Source organism: Rhodopirellula halodulae (genome assembly GCF_020966775.1).
GTDB lineage: Bacteria > Planctomycetota > Planctomycetia > Pirellulales > Pirellulaceae > Rhodopirellula > Rhodopirellula halodulae.
The window spans coordinates 1,154,583-1,175,692 of record NZ_JAJKFV010000029.1 but is presented as its reverse complement, the minus strand read 5'-3'; the positions used below and the strand labels follow the sequence as shown (position 1 = coordinate 1,175,692).

At 56.1% G+C, this 21,110-nt stretch carries 13 protein-coding genes and 1 pseudogene; 11 read left to right on the top strand and 3 right to left on the bottom strand.

Going from position 1 to position 21,110, the window contains the following annotated elements:
• Nucleotides 1-132: 132 nt before the first annotated feature.
• Together LOC70_RS17200 and LOC70_RS17195 are read right to left on the bottom strand one after the other, a co-directional pair.
• Nucleotides 133-564, bottom strand: a complete 432-nt coding sequence (locus tag LOC70_RS17200) for a peptidylprolyl isomerase (RefSeq protein WP_230255224.1) — start codon at nt 562-564, stop codon at nt 133-135.
• 87 nt (nt 565-651) lie between these two features.
• Nucleotides 652-1,239, bottom strand: a complete 588-nt coding sequence (locus LOC70_RS17195; RefSeq protein ID WP_230255223.1) for a hypothetical protein — start codon at nt 1,237-1,239, stop codon at nt 652-654.
• A 446-nt stretch (nt 1,240-1,685) separates the two neighbouring features.
• Between LOC70_RS17195 and LOC70_RS17190 the strand changes: the two genes are divergently transcribed.
• The gene (locus tag LOC70_RS17190; RefSeq protein ID WP_230255222.1) at nt 1,686-2,711 is read left to right on the top strand and encodes a glutamine synthetase beta-grasp domain-containing protein; all 1,026 of its coding nucleotides are present in this window, start codon (nt 1,686-1,688) and stop codon (nt 2,709-2,711) included.
• A 242-nt stretch (nt 2,712-2,953) separates the two neighbouring features.
• On the top strand, nt 2,954-3,133 hold the full coding sequence (locus LOC70_RS17185) for a hypothetical protein (RefSeq protein WP_230255221.1): 180 nt from the start codon (nt 2,954-2,956) through the stop codon (nt 3,131-3,133).
• Between the two features lie 104 nt (nt 3,134-3,237).
• Here LOC70_RS17185 and LOC70_RS17180 read toward each other — a convergent pair whose 3' ends face one another.
• Nucleotides 3,238-4,512, bottom strand: coding sequence for a DUF1559 domain-containing protein (locus LOC70_RS17180; RefSeq protein WP_230255220.1), 1,275 nt, complete (start codon nt 4,510-4,512; stop codon nt 3,238-3,240).
• A gap of 439 nt (nt 4,513-4,951) precedes the next feature.
• Here LOC70_RS17180 and LOC70_RS17175 point away from each other — a divergent pair, with 439 nt between their 5' ends.
• The 9 genes and pseudogenes from LOC70_RS17175 (at nt 4,952) to LOC70_RS17135 (ending at nt 21,064) form a co-directional block, all read left to right on the top strand.
• The gene (locus LOC70_RS17175) at nt 4,952-7,078 is read left to right on the top strand and encodes a mu-protocadherin (RefSeq protein ID WP_230255219.1); all 2,127 of its coding nucleotides are present in this window, start codon (nt 4,952-4,954) and stop codon (nt 7,076-7,078) included.
• 236 nt (nt 7,079-7,314) lie between these two features.
• The gene (gene ileS, locus LOC70_RS17170) at nt 7,315-10,749 is read left to right on the top strand and encodes an isoleucine--tRNA ligase (protein ID WP_230256183.1); all 3,435 of its coding nucleotides are present in this window, start codon (nt 7,315-7,317) and stop codon (nt 10,747-10,749) included.
• A 14-nt stretch (nt 10,750-10,763) separates the two neighbouring features.
• Entirely contained in the window at nt 10,764-11,345 is a 582-nt protein-coding gene (purN, locus tag LOC70_RS17165; protein ID WP_255716414.1) for a phosphoribosylglycinamide formyltransferase, read from the top strand.
• A gap of 240 nt (nt 11,346-11,585) precedes the next feature.
• Nucleotides 11,586-13,712: a multiheme c-type cytochrome gene (locus LOC70_RS17160; protein WP_230255217.1), complete on the top strand. Its 2,127-nt coding sequence runs from the start codon at nt 11,586-11,588 to the stop codon at nt 13,710-13,712.
• Between the two features lie 266 nt (nt 13,713-13,978).
• Nucleotides 13,979-15,436 (top strand): annotated as a pseudogene (locus LOC70_RS17155) (hypothetical protein); the annotation flags it as partial.
• Between the two features lie 57 nt (nt 15,437-15,493).
• Nucleotides 15,494-15,751: a (2Fe-2S)-binding protein gene (locus LOC70_RS17150; RefSeq protein WP_230255215.1), complete on the top strand. Its 258-nt coding sequence runs from the start codon at nt 15,494-15,496 to the stop codon at nt 15,749-15,751.
• 239 nt (nt 15,752-15,990) lie between these two features.
• A complete protein-coding gene (gene ectB, locus LOC70_RS17145) occupies nt 15,991-17,340 on the top strand; it encodes a diaminobutyrate--2-oxoglutarate transaminase (RefSeq protein ID WP_230255214.1) in 1,350 nt (449 codons plus the stop codon).
• The gene (locus LOC70_RS24515) at nt 17,337-20,099 is read left to right on the top strand and encodes an amino acid adenylation domain-containing protein (RefSeq protein ID WP_230255213.1); all 2,763 of its coding nucleotides are present in this window, start codon (nt 17,337-17,339) and stop codon (nt 20,097-20,099) included. Before ectB ends, LOC70_RS24515 begins: the two co-directional genes overlap by 4 nt.
• Nucleotides 20,096-21,064, top strand: coding sequence for a serine aminopeptidase domain-containing protein (locus LOC70_RS17135; protein WP_230255212.1), 969 nt, complete (start codon nt 20,096-20,098; stop codon nt 21,062-21,064). Before LOC70_RS24515 ends, LOC70_RS17135 begins: the two co-directional genes overlap by 4 nt.
• The last annotated feature ends 46 nt before the right edge of the window (nt 21,065-21,110 follow it).

Here is a 21,110-nt window from a genome sequence, read left to right as displayed (position 1 = left end):
GCGAAAGGGGCACAACCAAACAGCCGGGCACAAAAAAACTCCCTGGTGAGAAACACTGGGGAGCTTCGTCGTATGACGCGTCTCGGTTGGACGCTTCATCGTTTGACAATAAAACTGGATCAGAAAACCGGATCACTCTTCGGTGACGCGAACCGTCTTCATGGTGTCGCCTTGTTCGATCGAGTCCACGATGTCTTGGCCTTCGATCACTTTCCCAAAGACGCTGTGACGATTGTCCAGGTGCGGTTGGGCTTCGTGAGTGATGAAGAATTGGGAGCCGTTGGTATTGGGTCCCGCGTTGGCCATCGACAGGACACCGGGTCCGTCGTGCTTGAGCTCTGGATGAAATTCATCTTCGAATTGATATCCGGGACCACCACGTCCGCTGCCTTCGGGACACCCGCCTTGGATCATGAAGTTGGGGATGACGCGGTGGAAGCTCAAACCGTCGTAAAACTTCTTCTCACAGAGATCCTCGAAGTTCTTCACAGTCTTGGGAGTCTTGTCATCAAACAACTCGATACGAATTGTTCCGCGATCGGTATCAAACGTGGCTACTTTCATCAGTCGCTTTTTCGATGGGGTGTAAAACGGGGCGTTGAATGGGAAAGGTGACGCGAGGTTGAAAACCAGTTTGGTTTCACCAAGCGTTCAAAGTTCGAGCGAAGATTCCAATTCACGAAGTTCGCGTTCGGTTGCATCCTCGATGGTGCCTTCTTCGACTTCGAACGAGAGCGGTTCGTTGACCGGTGCTGCGCCGCGAAGCGAAGTGTTGATTTCTTTTCGTGTGCCGTCGGGAAGAATCAGGACGGCCTCTTCGACGCCCCCGTCATCGGCGACTTTGACAGCTGCTTTGGCGGGCCCGTTGGTGCACTCCAAATCAAAAACGATGAAATCGGGATTCTCTTCTGCTTCAGCAACCGTCTCGCTGAAGTTCATCGACATGGATTCGATTTGCCCGACTTCTTCGGTGACTTCTGGCATCCGGTTCAGTTCGGCTTTGACTGGCTCGAACACCATGCCCATGCCGCCCATTTGGCCGACGGCATACCAAGCGACGCCGCAGCAGACGATCATCGAAAGAAAACCCAGTCCCAGCACGATTGCCAAGATCATCGGCCATCTCTTCTTCGCGGCGGGCTGATTCCCCAAGCCGGGCGAAGCGTTCACCACTTCCGGCGTCAAAGGGTTGCCCTGCCCTCGATGAGGATCAAACGGATCGTTTGGTGTGTTGGACATGATTCCTTTTCGCCCACGGACGGTGACTATTCTTCCCTGAGAACCCAACGACGATCACAGCAGACACCGTGGTCGATTTTCACTTCGCGAACGAAGGTCGCACACGCCTGTGCACAAGTAAATCGTTCACAGCACGGTCTCTGGTGGTCGGACCATTGTGCGGAACCGTTCAAATTCTCTGGCTGGCACAATCCCTGGGTTCCCCAAAGGTGCAAACATTAAACCCAAACCGCTTGCGATTTGGTACCGCCCCAGAATCTTCGATTTCTGAGCATTGGTAAAACGGTTCAATTCGGGTATTTTAGGTGCTGTTGGCTGATCTGAATCGACCCGTGTCGGATCGAGATCAATTGCTGCGGTTGGGTAGAACCGTTTGTCTGACAGTTTCATTCTTTGCTCTGGCCAGTGAGCCACGAGCGCCAAAAGTCTTTAGGAGACTCGCATCCATGACCAAGTGCAAGTTGGAGTACATCTGGCTCGACGGCTATCAACCGACCCAGAGCATGCGCAGCAAAACCAAGATCGTCGACGACTTCAGCGGCAAAGTGGAAGACGCCGAAATGTGGTCCTTTGACGGTTCGTCGACCGAACAGGCTCCTGGTGGTGCCAGTGACTGCTTGCTGAAGCCCGTTTTCTGCGTTCCCGATCCCGATCGTTTGGGCACCGGATTCTTGGTGATGTGCGAAGTGCTGAACGCTGATGGCACGCCTCACCGCAGCAACGGTCGTTCGACCATCAAAGACGACGACAACGATTTCTGGTTCGGTTTTGAACAGGAATACACGATCTTCGATCCTGAAACCAACAAGCCAATCGGTTTCCCAGCCGAAGGTTTCCCCGGTCCTCAAGGCCCTTACTACTGCTCGGTCGGTGCTGGCAAAGCCGTCGGTCGCGAGATCGTCGAAGAGCACCTCGAACTGTGCTTGCAAGCTGGCTTGAACGTCGAAGGCATCAACGCCGAAGTGATGATGGGTCAGTGGGAATTCCAAATTTTCGCCAAAGGTGCTGCACAAGCCGGCGACGAAATCTGGATCGCCCGTTACCTGCTCGACCGCACCGCTGAAAAATACGGCATGCAGATCAACTACCACTGCAAACCAGTCAAAGGCGACTGGAACGGCAGCGGCATGCACGCGAACTTCAGCAACACGACCTTGCGTACGTGTGGCAGCAAAGAAGTTTACGAAGCGATCTGCCAAGCATTCGAGCCTCGTATCACCGAGCACATCGACGTCTACGGTGCCGACAACGATCAGCGTTTGACCGGTCTGCACGAAACGCAATCGATCGACAAGTTCAGCTACGGCATTTCGGACCGTGGTGCATCGATCCGCATTCCAATCGCGACTGTCGAAAAAGGCTGGAAGGGCTGGTTGGAAGATCGCCGTCCCGCATCGAACGCTGACCCTTACATGGTCGCCAGCGCAATCATCGCAACGGTCAAGACAGCCAACGTTCCCGCCGGCGTCTGATCCGCGATTCCGGCCCAGGCTGCTGAGCCGATTCGAATGAAAGCCACTGTGTTGGAAACTCGAATCCACTCCCAAAACGCAAATGCCGAGTCACCTCCGTGGCTCGGCATTTTTTTGTTGGGACATCGCAAACAAAGAAGGATATGGCAATCAGATAAAACACTCAAAACAAAACAACTGAGCAGATGAACGCGCTATAATCAAAGACATATTCTCCATCCCTTCTTCGTAAAGGCCAACCCATGACACGCCTTCTACTGTGCACACTCTTTTCAGCCACATTGATGTTCCACACCGGTTGCTCCGGCAGCAACTCCAGTGCAGTGGAAAACGCTGAGCAATCCGAAATTGACAAATACATGGCCTTGCAAGCTGAAGAGCAAGCTGCACTCAGCGGCGAAATGGAAACCGGCAGCAAATAGAAACGCCCAACCGTCTTTCAACAAAAAAAGCTCGCCCCAAACCTGGAGCGAGCTTTTTTCTAATTCACAGAACTGAGCATTGCAGCGAATTGGAAGACTGCCAATTAGAACTCTTGGTCTACCACTTCTTTGCTGGCCTTGGTTCCCAGAGCTCCCCAAATACCGTAGGGACTTTTTGACCCCGGGGCTGCCGTGGGCGTCGACGCGTTTTGCCACACCATCTCATGACGCTGGTTTCCCGCCTCGATCGAATCAGTGATGAACTTGACGGCACCGTCTCCCATCAACACGTGCACACCTCCTTGATGACGACTCGAAGGCGGGAACATGCCAGTTTGCCCCGCGTTATTACCACCACAGATGGCAGCATTTGGTGGAGCGATCGTGTGCACACCGCTAAAGTTCGGACGGAAGTCGGCCCACTTAAAGCCACGTCCGCCATTTGCATTCTGCGTGGGAACGCCTGCAGCCCAAAACTGAGGTCGCTGCGCATCGATCTGGCCATCGTCGATGCAGAACGAGGGATTGGCGCGAACTTCATTGGGTGGGTTCCCATTGATCGACTGGATGCCACGAGTATCCCGGTCTCCCAAATCAGTCACCAATTCCGCCATCGCAATCGTGTTGGACAGACCGTCCAAGATGTCACGAAATTTGGCACCGTCGTGCGGAACGAAAATACCTCGGTCAGCGGCACGCGACCTTTGGGCCCAACCACTATGTTTTGCGTATTTCCAGTTGGGCGTCCCGCCTCCACCGGTGCGGATCGGTGGGTTCGCTGGCCCTCGAACTGACCATTCCATGGAATCGCCAAGGCAAATGCCGTAGTTCGTGCGTCCTTGACCGGGCAACCCTTGCCCTGGGTCACTTGGGCATCGAAGCGTCGCAATGTTTGTCACCCATGGACGATACTCGAGAAACTCCATTGTGGGCCCCATCGGTGGCCAAGGAGTTCCAAGTGGTGTATCTGGCGCCAACGCGTTGTATGTGCTTGGATTGCTAATTTCTTCCCAAATTGCCTGCTGTTCGATGAAGGGAGTCATTCCAACCAACGCCGACAATCGCCATGAATTGTTGGTAGCAAAGTTGCCCCACCAATCAGTGGATGCATTGGCAGAATTGCCCCGAGCGATCGCTGGTGTACCACCAGGGCCGTCTGTTCCTGCCCCGTGCATCGGCAATTGATTGTAGGCCGAATGATAATTGTGAATAGCGAGCCCCAATTGCTTGAAATTGTTGCTGCAACTCATTCGACGGGCCGCTTCTCGAGCCGCTTGCACAGCTGGCAGAAGTAACCCCACCAAAACGCCAATGATGGCGATGACCACCAAGAGCTCCACCAATGTGAAACCCTGTGGCCGAACTTCAGATCGTTTCATAACGAAATCTCCCATAACGAAAACGAAGAAAGCACTGCAAAAAACGCAGCGTCGATATTCCATCTTAGGGACAAATCGGCACCAGGACGCGAAACCCGCTTCCGCTCCGACGGAATTAACGAGAAATAATCGACCCCAAACCACTGAAACCGGTCCCGCCAACGACATTATTCGGTTTTGCGCAACGCTGGACACCTGGAGGTCCGGACGATTTTGGGTGCAGCAGAAACTTAACTTGACTGCTAACCAACCTAAAAATGCGTGGTCGTCTGGGACCGAAGACTCGCGATCGCATTGCAGTTTTCATTTCATTCCACATCGGGCTTTACCCCGATCGGGCATCGCCGGTACGATTTGGCGTGAAACTTGACGGGCCGCGTGCTGAATCACCGGGAGTGTGATTGCGAGGCCTGAACCAAACACAGCAAAGGATTGTGCCATGGGTGGCGCTGTGATGTTATTGATGGTCGCGACAATGGGCATCACCTTCGGATGGACTCCGGACGGTGCCGATGGAGTGAAATACATCATCCAGGTTCCGCCTGACCAGTTGGATCAGCTGAGCCGCGTCGGCGAAATCAGCAGCACGGTATCGCCTGAGGTGCGAGGACGTGTCAGCGAAATCGTCATCCGCATTGGAAACGGGAACGTTCCACGCGTGACGCCCGCTTCCTGGAAAACCACCAACGCGTCGCATCCCTCCGGTGTTTCCCACGTCGTTTCGGACGAGAACGCTCTGCACGGACTGCCACTGGCGTCGGATGATCTTTGCCCGGTTCCGATTCCCGCCACCGGCCCAACTTACCTCGGCCAACCCACGATCATTCCGGGAAACGTCAATTCGCCCAGCACCACGCGATTGATGAAACCGCAGTCCGGCGGCATGAATCTGCCCGGCGGTTTTGATATGCCATCCACCGCACCCTCCACAGCCGCCAATTCCGCGGCCGCCGGAGCAGCCGCCCCCAGCAATGGATTCGGAATCCCACCTTCGTTGACGCAAGGCGCCACGCCGGCTGCCTCGACCACGGCAAACGCGATGAACGACGCAGCCGGTTCCATGCAAGGCACCATGAACGACGCACTTCGCTCCGCTGCCGAAAGCTTCAGCGATGCCGCACGTCGCAACTTTGGATTGGACAAACAACCCACTGCCAACTCCGCCAACAACACCGCGGCTTCGTCCACCGTTGCTCCTCCACCCTTCACCGGTAACACCAACACCGGCATGAACACAGATCGCGCAGCGCGAGCCGGTGGCCCTTCGACCGCACCCAGCACGGGAGCTTCCAGCACAACAAACTCCGGTCAACGCCCATGGGCAAGCGACGATCAGGATTGGTACTCCCTGAACAACCGTCCCGCAGGCCGCCCGTCGACCACTCCGCGAAGCAGCACCGACGCCACCGCGGCCAGCACATCCCAAGACCGAACAACCGCGCCGACCGCCGGCGGCAATGGATTCAGCACCGGCAATTTCAATCAATTCCCAAGCGGATTGGGCAATACGAATGCCTACGCCGCTTCCACCGGATCGGCCAGCAACAGTTCCTCAAGCACCATTCAGCCCAACGAATACGACCCTCGACTCACGCCCGCGGAAGCGGATCGTCTGCCGCAGAACGGCTACTCCTTCAACGCCGCGGGCGAGCCAATCGATCGCGAAGGCAATCGCCTGAATGCATACGGTCAACGAATCGATGCCTACGGGCGTCCCCTCAGCGACACCAACTACACCGCCACCAACGGGCAGACGCCGGGTTCCAACAACGGCTTCGCCAACACCCCGCCAACCGGTGCGTCGCCGAACGCTTCTCGAGGAAATACCGCTACCGGCAACACGGCTTCCAACCACCTCGGACAAGGCTACTCGGACCCGACCTTCGCGAGCCATCCTGGCAACTCGTCCGCTGGCAACTCGTCCGCTGCCAACACGAACGCGAATGCGAATTCTGGACAACCGAATTCGCTGTACCCCAATCCGAATGCGAACGGTGGAACCCATCCAGGATACACAGCGACGAATCAGCCCAACGCTCAGACCCCCGGTGTGCAGCCGCCCAGCGGCTACACCAACCAGCCACCTCAGTACGCGGCAAACCCCAATAGCCAGCATCCAGCCTACGCCAACCAAGCACCGGGCTACCCCACCGTTCCAAACTACAACCAACCGACGGTGCCGTACGCTCCTGGTGCTCAGCCCAACGCACCCATGACGGGCCAGCCCTACACGAACGTCGGCTACTCGCCGACCGTTCCCCCGCTGATCGCCAATGCGAACCAGCCACCCACCACGGGAAGCTCGAACGTCGATCGCTCGATCTCCTCGCCAGGAGATCGCAACTCGACGAGCACATCCGGCGGTGGAATGGACAGTGGCAACCAAGATTCGCGTTCCGACCGAGAAAAAGTGGCCACGCAGACGCTGTTCAACGCATTGCTGCTGGTATCCTTCGTTGCCAATTTGTATTTGATGTATTGGCTGAACGTCCTGCGTCTGAAGTACCAAGAAATGGTGGCGGCCAAACGAGCCGCCGCCAGCTCCAATCCGGCCACCGCGTCCTGACCGATTCAGCCGCCGCACCCAGATTGTGTGGGCGACTGGTGACCAAGCTCATCGCGACCGAAAATTTGCCACCGGCCAAAACGCTGGGGGTAGGGAAAATGCCTCTCAACGCATAAAACTAGGCGTTGATTTTGACATTCCCATCCCATTCGTTCGGTTATCACGTGTCCGCGAATTCGACCGCTGCTTTTCGGGCCGCCGCCGCGAGCCCCCATTTCCCGACTCTCGAAGAACAAGTGCTGGCTTTTTGGGACCAGCACTCGATCTATGAGCAGTCGCTCGCCCGCCGCGCCGATGCTCCCACCTTCGTTTTCTACGAAGGCCCACCGACGGCGAACGGCATGCCTCACCCGGGGCACTGTTTGACCCGAGCAATCAAGGATGTTTTCCCTCGCTACAAAACCATGCGGGGTTATCGATGCGAACGCAAAGCGGGCTGGGACACGCACGGATTACCCGTCGAGGTCGAAGTCGGCAAAGAACTGGGCATCCATAGCAAAGAAGAAATCGAAGCCTACGGTGTCGAGCCGTTCATCCAAAAATGCCAATCCAGCGTTTGGCGTTACATGCAGGAATGGCAAACGCTCACCCGACGTTTGGGGTTCTGGGTCAACCTGGAAGAAGCCTACGTCACCTATCACCAATCGTATGTTGAAAGCGTTTGGTGGTCGCTGAAGAACTTGTTCAATCGTGGCTTGCTGTACCAAGGGCACAAGATCGTTTGGTGGTGGGCACAAGGCGGCACCGCGCTGTCGTCGGGCGAAGTTGGACAGGGCTACCGAGAGGTCGCCGACCCCAGCGTCTATGTGCTGTTCCCCTTGGTGGATCACCCCGAACGATCGTTGGTCGTTTGGACCACGACACCATGGACATTGCCCAGCAACATGTATGCGGCGGTGAAGTCCGATTTGGAATACGCCGTTGTCAAGGACTCAGAAACGGGACAGGAGCTGGTTTTAGCCGCCGCCTTGGTGGAAACCTTGGCCGGAAAACTAAAACGCGACCTGACCGTGATCGATACCGTGTCCGGTGAATCGCTCGTCGGGAAACGGTATCAACCACCGTTTGAGGACTACCACACACGACTGAACGATCCGACCGGCGAACTGGTTGCCGGTGGTGAGGAATCGTTGTACTGGCGAGTTGTCGCGGCGGACTTTGTCACGACGGAATCAGGAAGTGGCTTGGTCCACTTGGCACCGGCCTTTGGTGAAGTCGACTACGAGGTGTTGATCACCGAGCGGACGCGATTCAAAGACGGCCAGCGTCCCGGTTTGCTGTGCGCGGTGGGACCCGATGGAAAGTTCACGGACGAATTCCCCTCGATGAAAGGCGTCTGGGTCAAGGAAGCGGACAAGACACTCACGCGAACGCTTCGTGAAGCGGGCCGCTTGCTGCACCTCGAACAGTACCTGCACGACTATCCGTTTTGCTGGCGTGCGGAAGACGACCCGTTGATCCAGTACCCTCGCGAAAGTTGGTTCATTCGCACGACCAAGTTCCGCGACTTGATGTTGAAGAACAATTCCAAGATCGGCTGGTTGCCCGAGCACATTCGCGATGGTCGGTTCGGCAACTTTTTGGAAAGCAACGTCGACTGGGCGTTGTCGCGAGAACGCTATTGGGGAACGCCCCTGCCGATTTGGGTCTGCGAGTCGACGGGCCGAATGGAAGCCATCGAAAGCTACGATGAATTGCTGGCCAAGACGGGAGTGCAGGGCACCGAAGTTTGGGAACAAGCCAAAGCCGCGAACCCTGAACTGCCCGACGACCTGCGAGTTCACAAACCCTACATCGACGCCATCACTTACGATTCGCCGTTTGAATCGGACGCGCGGATGCAACGTGTCCCCGAGGTCATCGATTGCTGGTACGACAGCGGAGCGATGCCGTTCGCTCAATGGGGATGGCCTCACCAAAACGCGGATCAATTCGCCGAACAATTCCCGGCGGACTTCATCAGCGAAGCGATCGATCAAACGCGAGGCTGGTTCTACAGCCAGTTGGCGATCAGCACGATGCTGTTCGGCGAAGGGGCGTCCATCCAAGAAGCCGGCACGCCCGGGGCGGACAACGTCAACGCTCCCAAGAGCGATTCGGACTACCCGCATCCATTCCGAAACTGCATCGTGCTGGGACTGATGCTATCGCAGTGGTACGAGTCGGCTGGAAAAGAGGGACAACCCAAAACGGTCCTGCTTTCAGAGGCGGAGGTCGAACAAGCCGACGGCAAATTCACCAAGAAGACCGGCAAGATGTCCAAGAGTCTGCGGAACTATCGCAGCCCGTCGGAGATCTTTGACAAGTATGGTGCCGACGCGATGCGTTGGTACTTCTTCGCCAACCAAGCCCCATGGAATTCGATCATCTACGCGGATCAAGCCATTCGCGATTCGATCCCTGAGTTCCTGCTGCGTCTTTGGAATACGTTCAGCTTCTTCTCCATCTACGCGGAGATCGACGGCTTTGATCCGACGGTCGCAACCGAAGCGGATGACCAGCTGACATCGGCTTCGCTCGCATCGGCTCCGACTTACCGGCCCATCAGCGAACGTAGTGAGATCGATCGGTGGATCCATTCCGAGTTGAATCGAACGTTGGCAACCGTCGTCGATCGGATGGATGCGTTTGACAATTACAACGCCTGCCAAGCAATCACGAATCTGCTGGATGGTTTGAGCAATTGGTATGTTCGTCGTTCTCGAGATCGTTTCTGGGCATCGGATTCGGACTCGGCCGACAAGCACGACGCTTATTGGACGCTGTACGAAGTCATGGTGGAGCTGACCAAGGTCATCGCACCGTTTGTGCCGTTCTTGGCCGATACACTGTGGCGTGAGCTGACCGCGCCGTTTGGTGACAAAGTCCTGCCCAGCGTTCACTTGTGCGACTTTCCTCAACCCGATGCTTCACGCGTCGATCAGAAACTTTCCGACTCAATGCGTCTGCTGCGAGAAATCGCTTCGATGGGCCGATCCGCTCGGGCCGATGCCAAGCTGAAAGTTCGTTTGCCACTTTCCAAGGTCGAGGTCATCCTGACCGACGATTCCGCAATCGGATGGCTGCAAAGTCACGACGCTTTGGTTCGCGAAGAATTGAATGTGAAATCGGTGGAGTACACCACGGATGGCGGCGATTACGTGCAGTACACCATCGTTCCCAACTTCAAACGACTTGGCCCAAAAGTCGGTAAGAACATTCCGGTTGTCAAAAAGATGCTCGGGGAAGCCGATGGAAATCTGCTGCTCACCCAGTTGCAATCGACCGGCTATGTCGAACTGGAACTTCCATCGGGACCGTTGAAACTCGACAGCGATGACATTGAGGTGCGTTTGCAAGCTCGCGATGGATGGGCGGCTGCACAGGGTGCCGGTTGCGTGGTCGTGCTAAACACCGAGGTCACCGACGAACTCCGTCGCGAAGGTTTGGCTAAGGATTTGATCCGTGCGATCCAAAGTCAACGCAAAGAGATCGATTGCCAATACACCGATCGCATTCGCGTTGCCGTGGAAACATCCGATGCTGACTTGCAATCCGCGATCGAGGCTCACCGCGAAATGATCTGCAACGAAACGTTGGCCGAGGAGTTGAAGTCGGGAACCATCCCCGGTTCATCCACGACCACGATCGAAGGTGGCGAGCTGTCTGTTGCGAAGGTGGAAAACGCGTGACCGATTCCCACGCCATGAAAGCGGCCGTGTTCCTCAGCGGGGGCGGCCGCACGCTCGCTAACCTGATTCGGCATCGTGATGAACACAAACTGCCCATCGATTTCCGTTTGGTGATCGCCAGTCGCGAAGGATTGGGCGGCATCAAGATCGCCCAAGACGCAGGGATTCCAACTCAGGTGGTTCGCAAGTCGGATCACTCAACGGATGAATCTTATCGTGACGCAATGTTTGGGCCTTGCCGCGATGCGGGCGCGACGCATGTGATCATGGCAGGCTTTCTGAAACATGTGTTGATCCCCAGCGATTTTGAACATCGTGTGATCAACATCCATCCGTCGCTGTTGCCGGCCTTTGGTGGAAAAGGAATGTACGGGCACAATGTCCACGCAGCCGCCATCCAGCGTGGTGTCAAAATCAGCGGCTGCACGATTCATTACGTGGACAACGTCTACGACAATGGTCCCATCATTCATCAACGGACGTGCCCGGTTTTGCCCACTGATTCGCCAGATGACCTAGCCGCTCGCGTGTTCGAAATTGAATGCGAAGCGCTGCCCGAGGCGATTCGAATGATGAGTGCTGCCGGCGGCGAATGAAGCACGTTCGCCGATAGCGAATTCAGCCCGAGGGCCGCCCCATCGTGAAACATTGCCAGTGAAACCGGGATGCGTTTCGGCGCATGCTCAAAGGTGGCAAAGTTTATCGATTGAGTCCTTTGGTCGCGTCCCGCGGATGCTTCTGGACAATCCGCTGAGCACCAGACGATGGAGGCAGTGTGTTTGTCGGCATTGTGCCGATTGTCCAGGCTCTTTCGGGTTGTTCAGGTTCACACGGTGATGCCCATCATTCCTCGTCGTGAAACGATCACCAATGGTTTGATGTCGCTGTTTGCCGCGATTGGCATAGCAGGCATCCTCTCGCAGCCCCCGTCCGTCACCGCGGACGACGGCTCGGCATGGCGTGGGCAACCATCGATGAGCGATGAAGAGTTGCTGCAGGTCGGCGAGTTATTGGGCGTTGGCAACCGACTCTACGGACGACAACCCGCGGCCCGAATCGCCACGGCAGAACCGGCCCATCGACCAACCTCTCAACCGACGCCTTCCGCCTACCGTCACCCCACGGGCGGTGTGGAACCATCGATTCATCATCTGTTCGGCAACCAAGTTCCCATGCATTCGGTGTCCGCCAACGACGCCGGGCAATTGGCGGCCGATGTCGACCCGCTGGGAGACTTCGGCGATGATCCACTTGCGGGGCTGGGCAGCGAGGAACCAATTTCGCCTCCCGCGAAATCACCTGACGATGCTGGTAAGAAGGACCCTCACGAAGACCTTTGGACGGAGGATTGCTATCCCTCAGCCGAATCCTGTCGAGCATGCCACCCCAAGCACTATGACGAATGGAGCGTGAGCAGCCACGCCTACGCATCGGTCTCCCCGATGTTCCAGCGATTCGAACAGGCCATGACGGAATTGACTGAAGGGACAGTTGGCCATTTTTGCATGCGATGTCATTCGCCCGTCGCAACCCAACTGAACATTCCTCGCACGGTCAGCGTTCTGGATCAACCACCCGTTGCGCGTGAGGGCGTGACCTGCATCAGTTGCCACCGTATCAACGAGCACTACGGCCGCAGCAACGGCGACCGTCGCATCGAACCGGGCAACATTCACGCTCCCGTCGGCAGCGGTGGAAACGGCGCGGGCTTGGCGAAAGCTCTGGCAAACGCGGAAAAGAACAAACTCAAAACGGATGCGTCGCAGAAGGGCACCGGCCAAGCCATTCACAATGGTTCTTACTTCTTCGAACCGCTGACGAAGACGGACATTTGCATCTCGTGCCATCAAGTCGCCGTGCACCCCGGCATTTGGCTGGAGGTGGTTCACGCACAATACCGAAGTGGTCCGGCGGCGAAGGCGGGCATTTCCTGCCAAGATTGCCACATGGGCGCGGTGCCTGGAAAAGCCGAAGGCTACGAGGAATGCCATGTGGCTGAGCTGTCGGGCAAGCCCTACGGAGAACCTCGCAAACATTCCAACCATACGTTCTGGGGTCCGGGATATTCCATCGCACATCCCGGAATTTTCCCACACAACCCCAAGGCCAAAGCATTCACGCCTCGCCAGTGGCTGACGTTTGATGATCGCGCGGGTTGGGGAACGGAAGCGTTTGAAAAGAATGTTCCCGACGGCATGCACTTCCCCAAACCTTGGGACAACGCCGACGATCGTCGTGACGCGAGAAAAGTGATCGATACAAACATCGCGAAGATGAACGAAAAGCGTGGCTATTCCGCGATGACGCTGGAAGCAGGAGCACACGTTAGCGACCCGATGTTCTACACCAAGCCCCAAATTGGCATGCCGCTGAAACTCGGCTACCGAGTCGACAACATCAGCACTGGCCACAACTTGCCAACCGGTTCCCTGGGTGCCCAGCCGCAGCTATGGCTCAATGCCGTGTTGATCAATCCCAACGGACAACGGGTTTGGGAAACGGGCTACTTGGACGCCAACGCCGACCTGTGTGATATGCACAGCGTCGAAGTTGCCAAAGGCCGGATTCCGCGTGACAAGAACCTGTTCAACCTGCAAACCAAGTTTTTGATCAACAACGTTCGTGGCACCGACCGTGAAGCGGCCCTGCCCCTGAACTTCAGTCTGGATCAACTCGCCTTTCTGCGTCCGGGGGCTCTGCCCATCAGCGTGCTGAACCATCCGCCGCTGATTCGCATGGAAGCGCACAGCATCCCGCCACTGGATCACCGCATCGCCAAGTACACGATTCCCGCGGAGGCATTTCGTGTTCCTGGACCTTATCGATTGAGCGTCCGGATGCGCAGCCGCACCGAACCGATGTACTTCATGCGTCAGATCAATAGCACACCCGATATGATTCGACGAATGAACGAGCGGATGATTGACATCTGCCATGGCTCGCACACGTTCATGGTGCGTTGATCATGCGGTTCATTCGCAGCTCAAAGCCGTGGCACTGGATTGCAGTCTTGGCCGGCAGCCTGATTGGGTTGGTCGGTACACCACTGAGTGCGCAATCACCGCATCGCCGTCCCCAACGTTTACCAATCGTTGCACCGGATCCATCGGCCGCCACCGCCGCAGCGGTCACACAGAAACAGCCAACTCCAGCGATCTCTGTCCATCCAGCGCAAACATCCATCCCGGAAACAGCAGTTTTTCCTGGCTTAACGACTGCCTCGAAGAGCGCCTCTTTGGGCACTCCGTCTCTGACCGGCCATTCCGTATTGCAAGAGGAAACCGCAGCGGATTTCGCTCACGCAGCAGGGATGGGTAGTCTCAAGCATTTCGCTCACGACTTCTCGCCAACGCCATTGCCGCATCAATCGGATTGGCACGACGGCAGTCGCGAACAGTGGGTTTATGACGCGAAAGCGGCGGTTCCCACGCAGAGTCCCTGGATCGAATGGGGGCGGACCTTCTACGGCAATGGCATCACGCCTCGCGGTAAAAACTGGTTCGGACCAACCAATTTGGCTCGGCCGCAGTTCTACCTCTACGGTGACATGCGTTCCGGAATCATCACCGGCCGCAATGCCGCTGGACGCACCGACAACTGGGCATCGCGATTGAACCTGGATCTCGATCTACGCTTGACGGATTCGGAGCGTTTCCACGGATTCATTGGCCCCTTGGATCGCAATGGGCAATTCACTCGGGTCGATTTTCAGGATGGTAAATTCGACTACCAAGGCGTCTTTGATCCGAACTTTGTCACCGCGTTCTTCGAAGGTGACCTGGGTGCGATGTGGGGAGGCTTTCACGGTAAATCCTCGCCCGCGGAATTGCCGGTGACCATTGGTTTGATTCCGCTGCTTTTCCAAAACGGCATTTGGATGGAAGACGCTGTGACCGGTGCCGCATTTGCACTCCCGGCACGTCACAGTCGCGCGTTGAACTGGGCCAATTTCGACTGGACCTTCTTTGCTGCGATCGATCGAATTGACAGCGCAGCATTTGGTTCCGACGACCATGCAGCTCAAGTCTTCGGCACGGCGTGTTTTATCGAAGCCTACAACGGGTACATCGAGGCAGGCTACGCTTACCTGCGTGACCGCGACGATTCGCGTCGCAGCTATCACAACATGACCGTCAGCTTCACGAAACGCTACTTCGATCGCATCAGCAACTCATTGCGATTGATCATCAACACGGGCCAAAACCTTTCCGACGCCGACGTCACCGCAGATGGTGGTTTGTTTCTGTGGGAAAATAGCTGGATCACGTCGTCGCCATTGACCGTGGTCCCGTACGCCAACTTCTTCTTTGGTTGGGGACGTCCTCAATCCGTGGCACGAGCAGGCGGGAGTGGTGGTATCCTTCGAAACACCGGGATCAACTTTGACACGGATGGCCTGAACGGGTTTGCCACATTGGATCCGAATGCTTTTGATACCGCCGGTGGCTCCATCGGAATTGATTTGATCGGAAACCAATTGGACCGGCAGTTGCTTTTGGAAGCTTCCTATCTGACCGAACACGGCGATTCCAATCCGTTTGTTCAAGGCGATCAGTTCGGATTGGGGGCACGTTATCAATTCCCGGTTTCCAACAGCACACTGTTGCGATTCGACGTGATGCACGGCTGGCGAAGCGATCTTCCTGACGTGTACGGAACGAGAATGGAGTATCGTTGGAAGTTCTGATCTCATCGTTGATTGCAGATCCTCTTCCGCGTCTCGACCTCTTCAACTGCATCTCTCATGAAGCCCGAAGAAGACCTTTGCCTGTGCTTTCATGTGTCGCGGCGCAAGGTCGAGCAGTTCATTCGCGTTCAGAAACCCCGCCGAGCAAGTGAGCTCTCGCAGTGCTACGGTGCGGGGACCGGCTGCGGTTGGTGCCGTCCCTTCTTGCAACGGCTGTTCGAAGCCGCACAACCAGATGCGATTGACCTGCCCGATTCGGAGCAGTACGAAGCAGACCGCAAGGGGTTTCGAGACCAGAAGTCCGGCGACGATTGAGTTACGACGGGCTCATGCTTCAGCGTGACTCGGTCTGCGAAGACTCAACCAATTCGCGTCCGTGCAACCCGCACAATCCTCAAACCCGGTCGTCCCACTGCCAGAACTGAACGACGTCATTCAACGACGAAATCGCGGCGATCAGTTGCGTCCTAGCTTTCAATGCTTTTCGAGTTTGCCAGCCTTCTGCGCTCGAACCCAATTTCTATTCGGCAACTTCATTGATCGCAGGTCATCGCTTGAGCCAGTCTTTCCAAACATCGGTTCCCACCGCAACCTTTGACCGTTTGGAATCAAAAGTCCGTGGGTACAGCCGACTCTTCCCGAACGTGTTCACTTCCGCCGTGGGTTCCGTCATGCGAACCAACGATGGACGAGAACTGATCGACTTCTTCTGCGGCGCGGGATCATTGAACTATGGGCACAATCCCCCCGAGGTGAAGCGAGCCCTCATTGACTATGTGTCTAGCGACGGCATTCTTCACTCGCTCGACATGATGACGCAGGCCAAAGAACGGTTCCTCCGGACGTTCGACGAGGTGATCCTGCAACCACGATCAATGGACTACAAGCTTCAGTTCACAGGTCCAACCGGCACCAATGCGGTTGAGGCGGCACTGAAATTGGCCAAGAAGCGGACGCAGCGTTCTCACATCGTCGCCTTCACGAACGGATACCACGGGCACTCGCTGGGTTCACTGTCCGTGACTGGCAATCAAAGCTACCACAGCGAATACTTCGGTTCGCACAACAACGTCAGCTTCCTGCCATTCGATGGATACCTTGGTGATTTTGACACCACCATTTTGCTCGAAAAAATGTTGTCCGATCGCAGCAGTGGTTTGCCACTTCCCGCGGCGGTGATTCTGGAAACCGTCCAAGGTGAAGGCGGCATCCACGTTGCCAGTGACCCTTGGTTGCAACGGGTTCAATCGCTGTGTCGCGAACACGATGTGTTGCTGATCGTCGACGACATCCAAGTTGGCAATGGAAGAACCGGGGAGTTCTTCAGCTTCGAAAGAGTGGGACTGCAACCTGACATGGTTTGCCTCTCCAAATCCATCGGCGGAGGATTGCCACTCTCCGTTTTGCTCATGCGTCCTGAATGCGATGTTTGGCAGCCTGGACAACATACCGGCACCTTCCGTGGCAACAACTTGGCTTTCATCGCGGCAACGGAAGTCCTTCAGAACTGGCAAAACGATGACTTCGTCCGTGGCATCCAGCAACGCAGCGATGTGCTGCGGGAATTTCTCTCGTCGCTGCTTTGGCAGTCGCCTCAGCCGAACTGGGATGTGCGCGGTCGAGGAATGATCTGGGGCCTGGATGTGGGCGACGGCAAGCTGGCTCGACGCATCATCGATGTCGCATTCAAGAATGGCTTGCTGTTGGAAGCTTCGGGATCACAGGATGAGGTCTTGAAGTTCATGCCGGCGTTGAACATCCCTATGCCTTTGCTGGAGGAAGGACTTCAACGATTCGGTCAAAGCCTTCGTCAAGCGATGGCAAGTGGCACCTCGCCCAAAACAGCGTCTGCCTCGAAGAAGGCTGCAAACCCCGTTGATTGCAATGGTGAGGTCATCTCGTGAGTGCCGCAACAACACCTCCTCCGGCACGTCCCTTCATTGACCTTTTCTGGCAACAATGCGATGCGACACCGGACCGAATTGCCGTGGTCCAAGGAGACCAGGAATGGACCTACCGCGAACTCCGTGTCCAAAGCTGTTTGGTCGCGGAGCAATTGAAAGAGGTTGGCGTTTGCCCGGGGGACCGCGTCGGAATGTGTTTGGATCGAACACCCATCGCGATTGCTTCGATGCTTGGCACCCATTTGGCCGGAGCCGCCTTTGTTCCGCTGGATCCCGACTATCCGGCCGACCGCTTGCAGTACATGGTCGATGACGCTGATATCCGCACGTTGATTGGACACGCACATCACCGATCGCTATTCCCCGGAAGTGTCGACCACGACCATGCACCCCAGGTTGATGGAGATCAACAACGGCTTTGGTTGGATGCCGACCGCCTAGTCACCGGCAACCTTTCGAGCACCACTTTTTTTCGCGGTGACTTTCCGGATTTGGACAGCGATCACCTCGCCTATGTGATGTACACCTCGGGGTCGACTGGCCGCCCCAAAGGCGTGTTGATCAACCATACCGCATTGACCACCTATTGCTTGGCTGACTGCGACATTTACCGCTTGCTCCCAAACGATCGGACGCTTCAGTTCTCAACACTCACGTTCGACATCGCCATGGAGGAGATTTTTCCTCCGTTGCTGGTGGGGAGCTGCGTCGTCGTGCGTCCGTTGGAGCGGGCCGATTCAGTCAACGAACTTTCGCACTTGATCCAGCAACATCAAATCACCGCCATTCACCTGGCTACCGCCTACTGGCACGAGTGGGTTGATTTGATGATCGCAACCGACGCGAAAGTCCCCGATTGCATTCGTCTGATGGTCGTGACGGGCGAAAAGATCAGTGTCGATCACTATCAACGGTGGCTTTCCATCTGTGAATCAGAAGTGCTCTGGTGCAATGCATACGGCCCGACAGAAGCCACCGTCTCAGCGACGGTGTTCATTCCCGACGGTGAGTTTTCGGATGCCAACATGCCGATTGGAAAGCCTCTTCCTGGCTACGAAGCGTTGATTCTCGATTCCGACATGCGAGAAGTCGCGATGGGGGAAACGGGACAACTCTTTTTAGCCGGCCCAGCACTCGCGGACGGCTATCTGAATCGACCAGACTTGACCGAGGCTGCCTTCGTACAGCACACAGATAACACTGGCGTCCAACGTCGACTCTATCGCACAGGCGACGTTGCTCGATGGATGCCCGACGGAAACATCGACTTCGGCGGACGCTTGGACCATCAAATCAAATTGGGTTCGTACCGAATCGAGCCGGGTGAAATTGAAGCCGCGTTGACCTCCATCACGAACGTCAGCGAAGCACTCGTTCGTGCCGACAAGATCGATGGACAAACCAACTTGATCGCATTCGTTGCGTTGTGTTTCGACAGTGATTCGCAAGTTTCTTACGAACAATCGTCTGACGCGGTGCGATCGCAAATCGCACATGATCTACGCGAACAACTGCGTGAGGAATTGCCGGCCTACATGATCCCATCGCGATTTGTGTTGCTGGATCGTTTCCCCAAGACCATCAATGGCAAGATCGATCGGTCTCAACTGCCCGACCATCATGCGGCGGTGGTGGCACGAGACAACCGTTTGGTGGCACCGCGAACTGAGCTAGAGCATCGCTTGCACGACATTTGGTGCACGGTGCTGCAAATCCCAGAAATGGGTATCGACGACGATTTTTTCTTGCTTGGCGGTAGTTCGCTGTTGGTGACGCAGGTTGTGGCCAAGATCAAAGACCAGCTTGGTATCGAACTGCCTGTCCGAGACTTTTTCGCGAATCCAACGATTGAATTGGCGGCTCGCCATCTTCAATCATTGATGCGTGACCAACCTTGCTCGGCAAACAACGACTCTTCGCAAGTGGAAGCACAGCGGGCCCGGCTACCTCAGGTCGAAGCATTCTTCTTTCGAAGCGGCTCGCACGACCTATTCGGAGTTCACTACACACCGCCGGCCAACCAGCCGGTCGCAAATCGATCTGTCGTGATTTGCCATTCGATCGGACACGAATACCAACGTTCCTATCGAAACTTACAACAACTGTCGGTGCATCTGACGCAACAGGGATGGAACGTGCTTCGATTTGATTACGCGGGAACCGGAAATTCACATGGCACCGCGGTGGAGGCCGCTCCGCAGGTGATGAAACGAAACATTCACGACGCGGTCCAGTGGATGACGCAACGTCATTCCACCACTCCGGTGACACTGTTGGGCATCCGGCTGGGTGCCACGCTTGCAAGTCAATGCCAGCACCCGATGGTCGATCAACGATTGCTTTGGGACCCAGTCGTGAATGGCCAAACGTTCTTGCGGCGATTGGATGATCTGCATTCGGCAACTCTGGTCAATGGATCCAGATTCTCACAACCTCGATTGGCGGGCTCGATTGATCAAGCCTACGGCGTACGACTCAACCATGTCGTACGACGGCAACTGGAGGAACTCAAGCTTGCTCCCGACATATCGACCGACCATTCGTCGTGCACATTTTTGCTCAGCCAAGACTACGCATCGATGGAAGGCATCGATGCAACACACCTTGAGTCCAAAACGGTAGTGCCTTTGAGTGATGAGATTGGGTGGCATGTCGCTCACTGGAACGAATCGGCGTTTGCCTCGCCCGACGCGATGCGAAAAATCAGTTCGCTGCTAGTCAGTGAAACCTGTTCATCCAATCAGGAGGTGACCACATGAGTACCACCGATCTTTTTCCTGCCTCCTTCGCCAGCACCACAACACCCGCGACGGTTGCCGCAACCAAGTCGACCGACGTGCCGACCACACGTGGCGGTGAGACATTCGCCGAACAGGCGGTGGTTTTTGGGAGTCATCACCACTTGGTGGGCGTCTATCATCAACCGGCGCAATCCATCGATGCGAAAACGGCCGCCATCTTTGTCACTCCTGGCATGCTGCATCATGTCGGCCCATTTCGGCTGCATGTCGATCTGGCGAGAACGCTTGGCTGTCGAGGTCTCGCCTCCTTCCGTTTTGACCTATCGGGAATCGGGGAAAGTTTGCCGGTCGGATCCCGCGGTCAATCGATCGAACGAGCCACCGACGAGATTCGACAGGCGATCGACTGGTTGCAACGAGAGCACGGAATTGAACAAGTCATCTTGTTTGGCCTGTGTTCAGGAGCCGACGATTCGCTGCACGCCGCCGTTCGGGATCCTCGCGTCAGCGGTGTGGTTGCCATGGACGCATGTGGTTATCGAACTGGTCGCTTTTGGATTCATCGAGTTGGCCACTACGCATCGCGTTTGGTGTCCGCACGCGCATGGAAACGAATGCTCGGTCGACGGTTGCCGCGTCGCAGCAAAAACTCGGCCCCCGCGTACCGCAGCATTCCGATGGGCACCGACCTTCGCGAATTCCCGTCGCGAAAAATTGCGTTGCGGGAATTTCAAAGGCTGGTCGATCGAGGATGTCGCCTGCATCTGGTCTACACCGGCGGCGTTTCGGAATACTACAACTACGAGAATCAGTTTTTCGACATGCTTCACGGTGTGCGTTGGAAGAATCATGCCACGGTGGATTTTCGGCCTGAAATGGACCACGTCGCAATGCTCTGCGAAGACCGTAAATGGTTGGTGAATCGGGTCTGCGAGCAAATGATCGAATTTGTCCACACGGGTCCAACGCAACCGTCGCGATGACTTTGAGCCCCTTGATTTTCCGGCGTCGATGGCGAACGATGAAGGA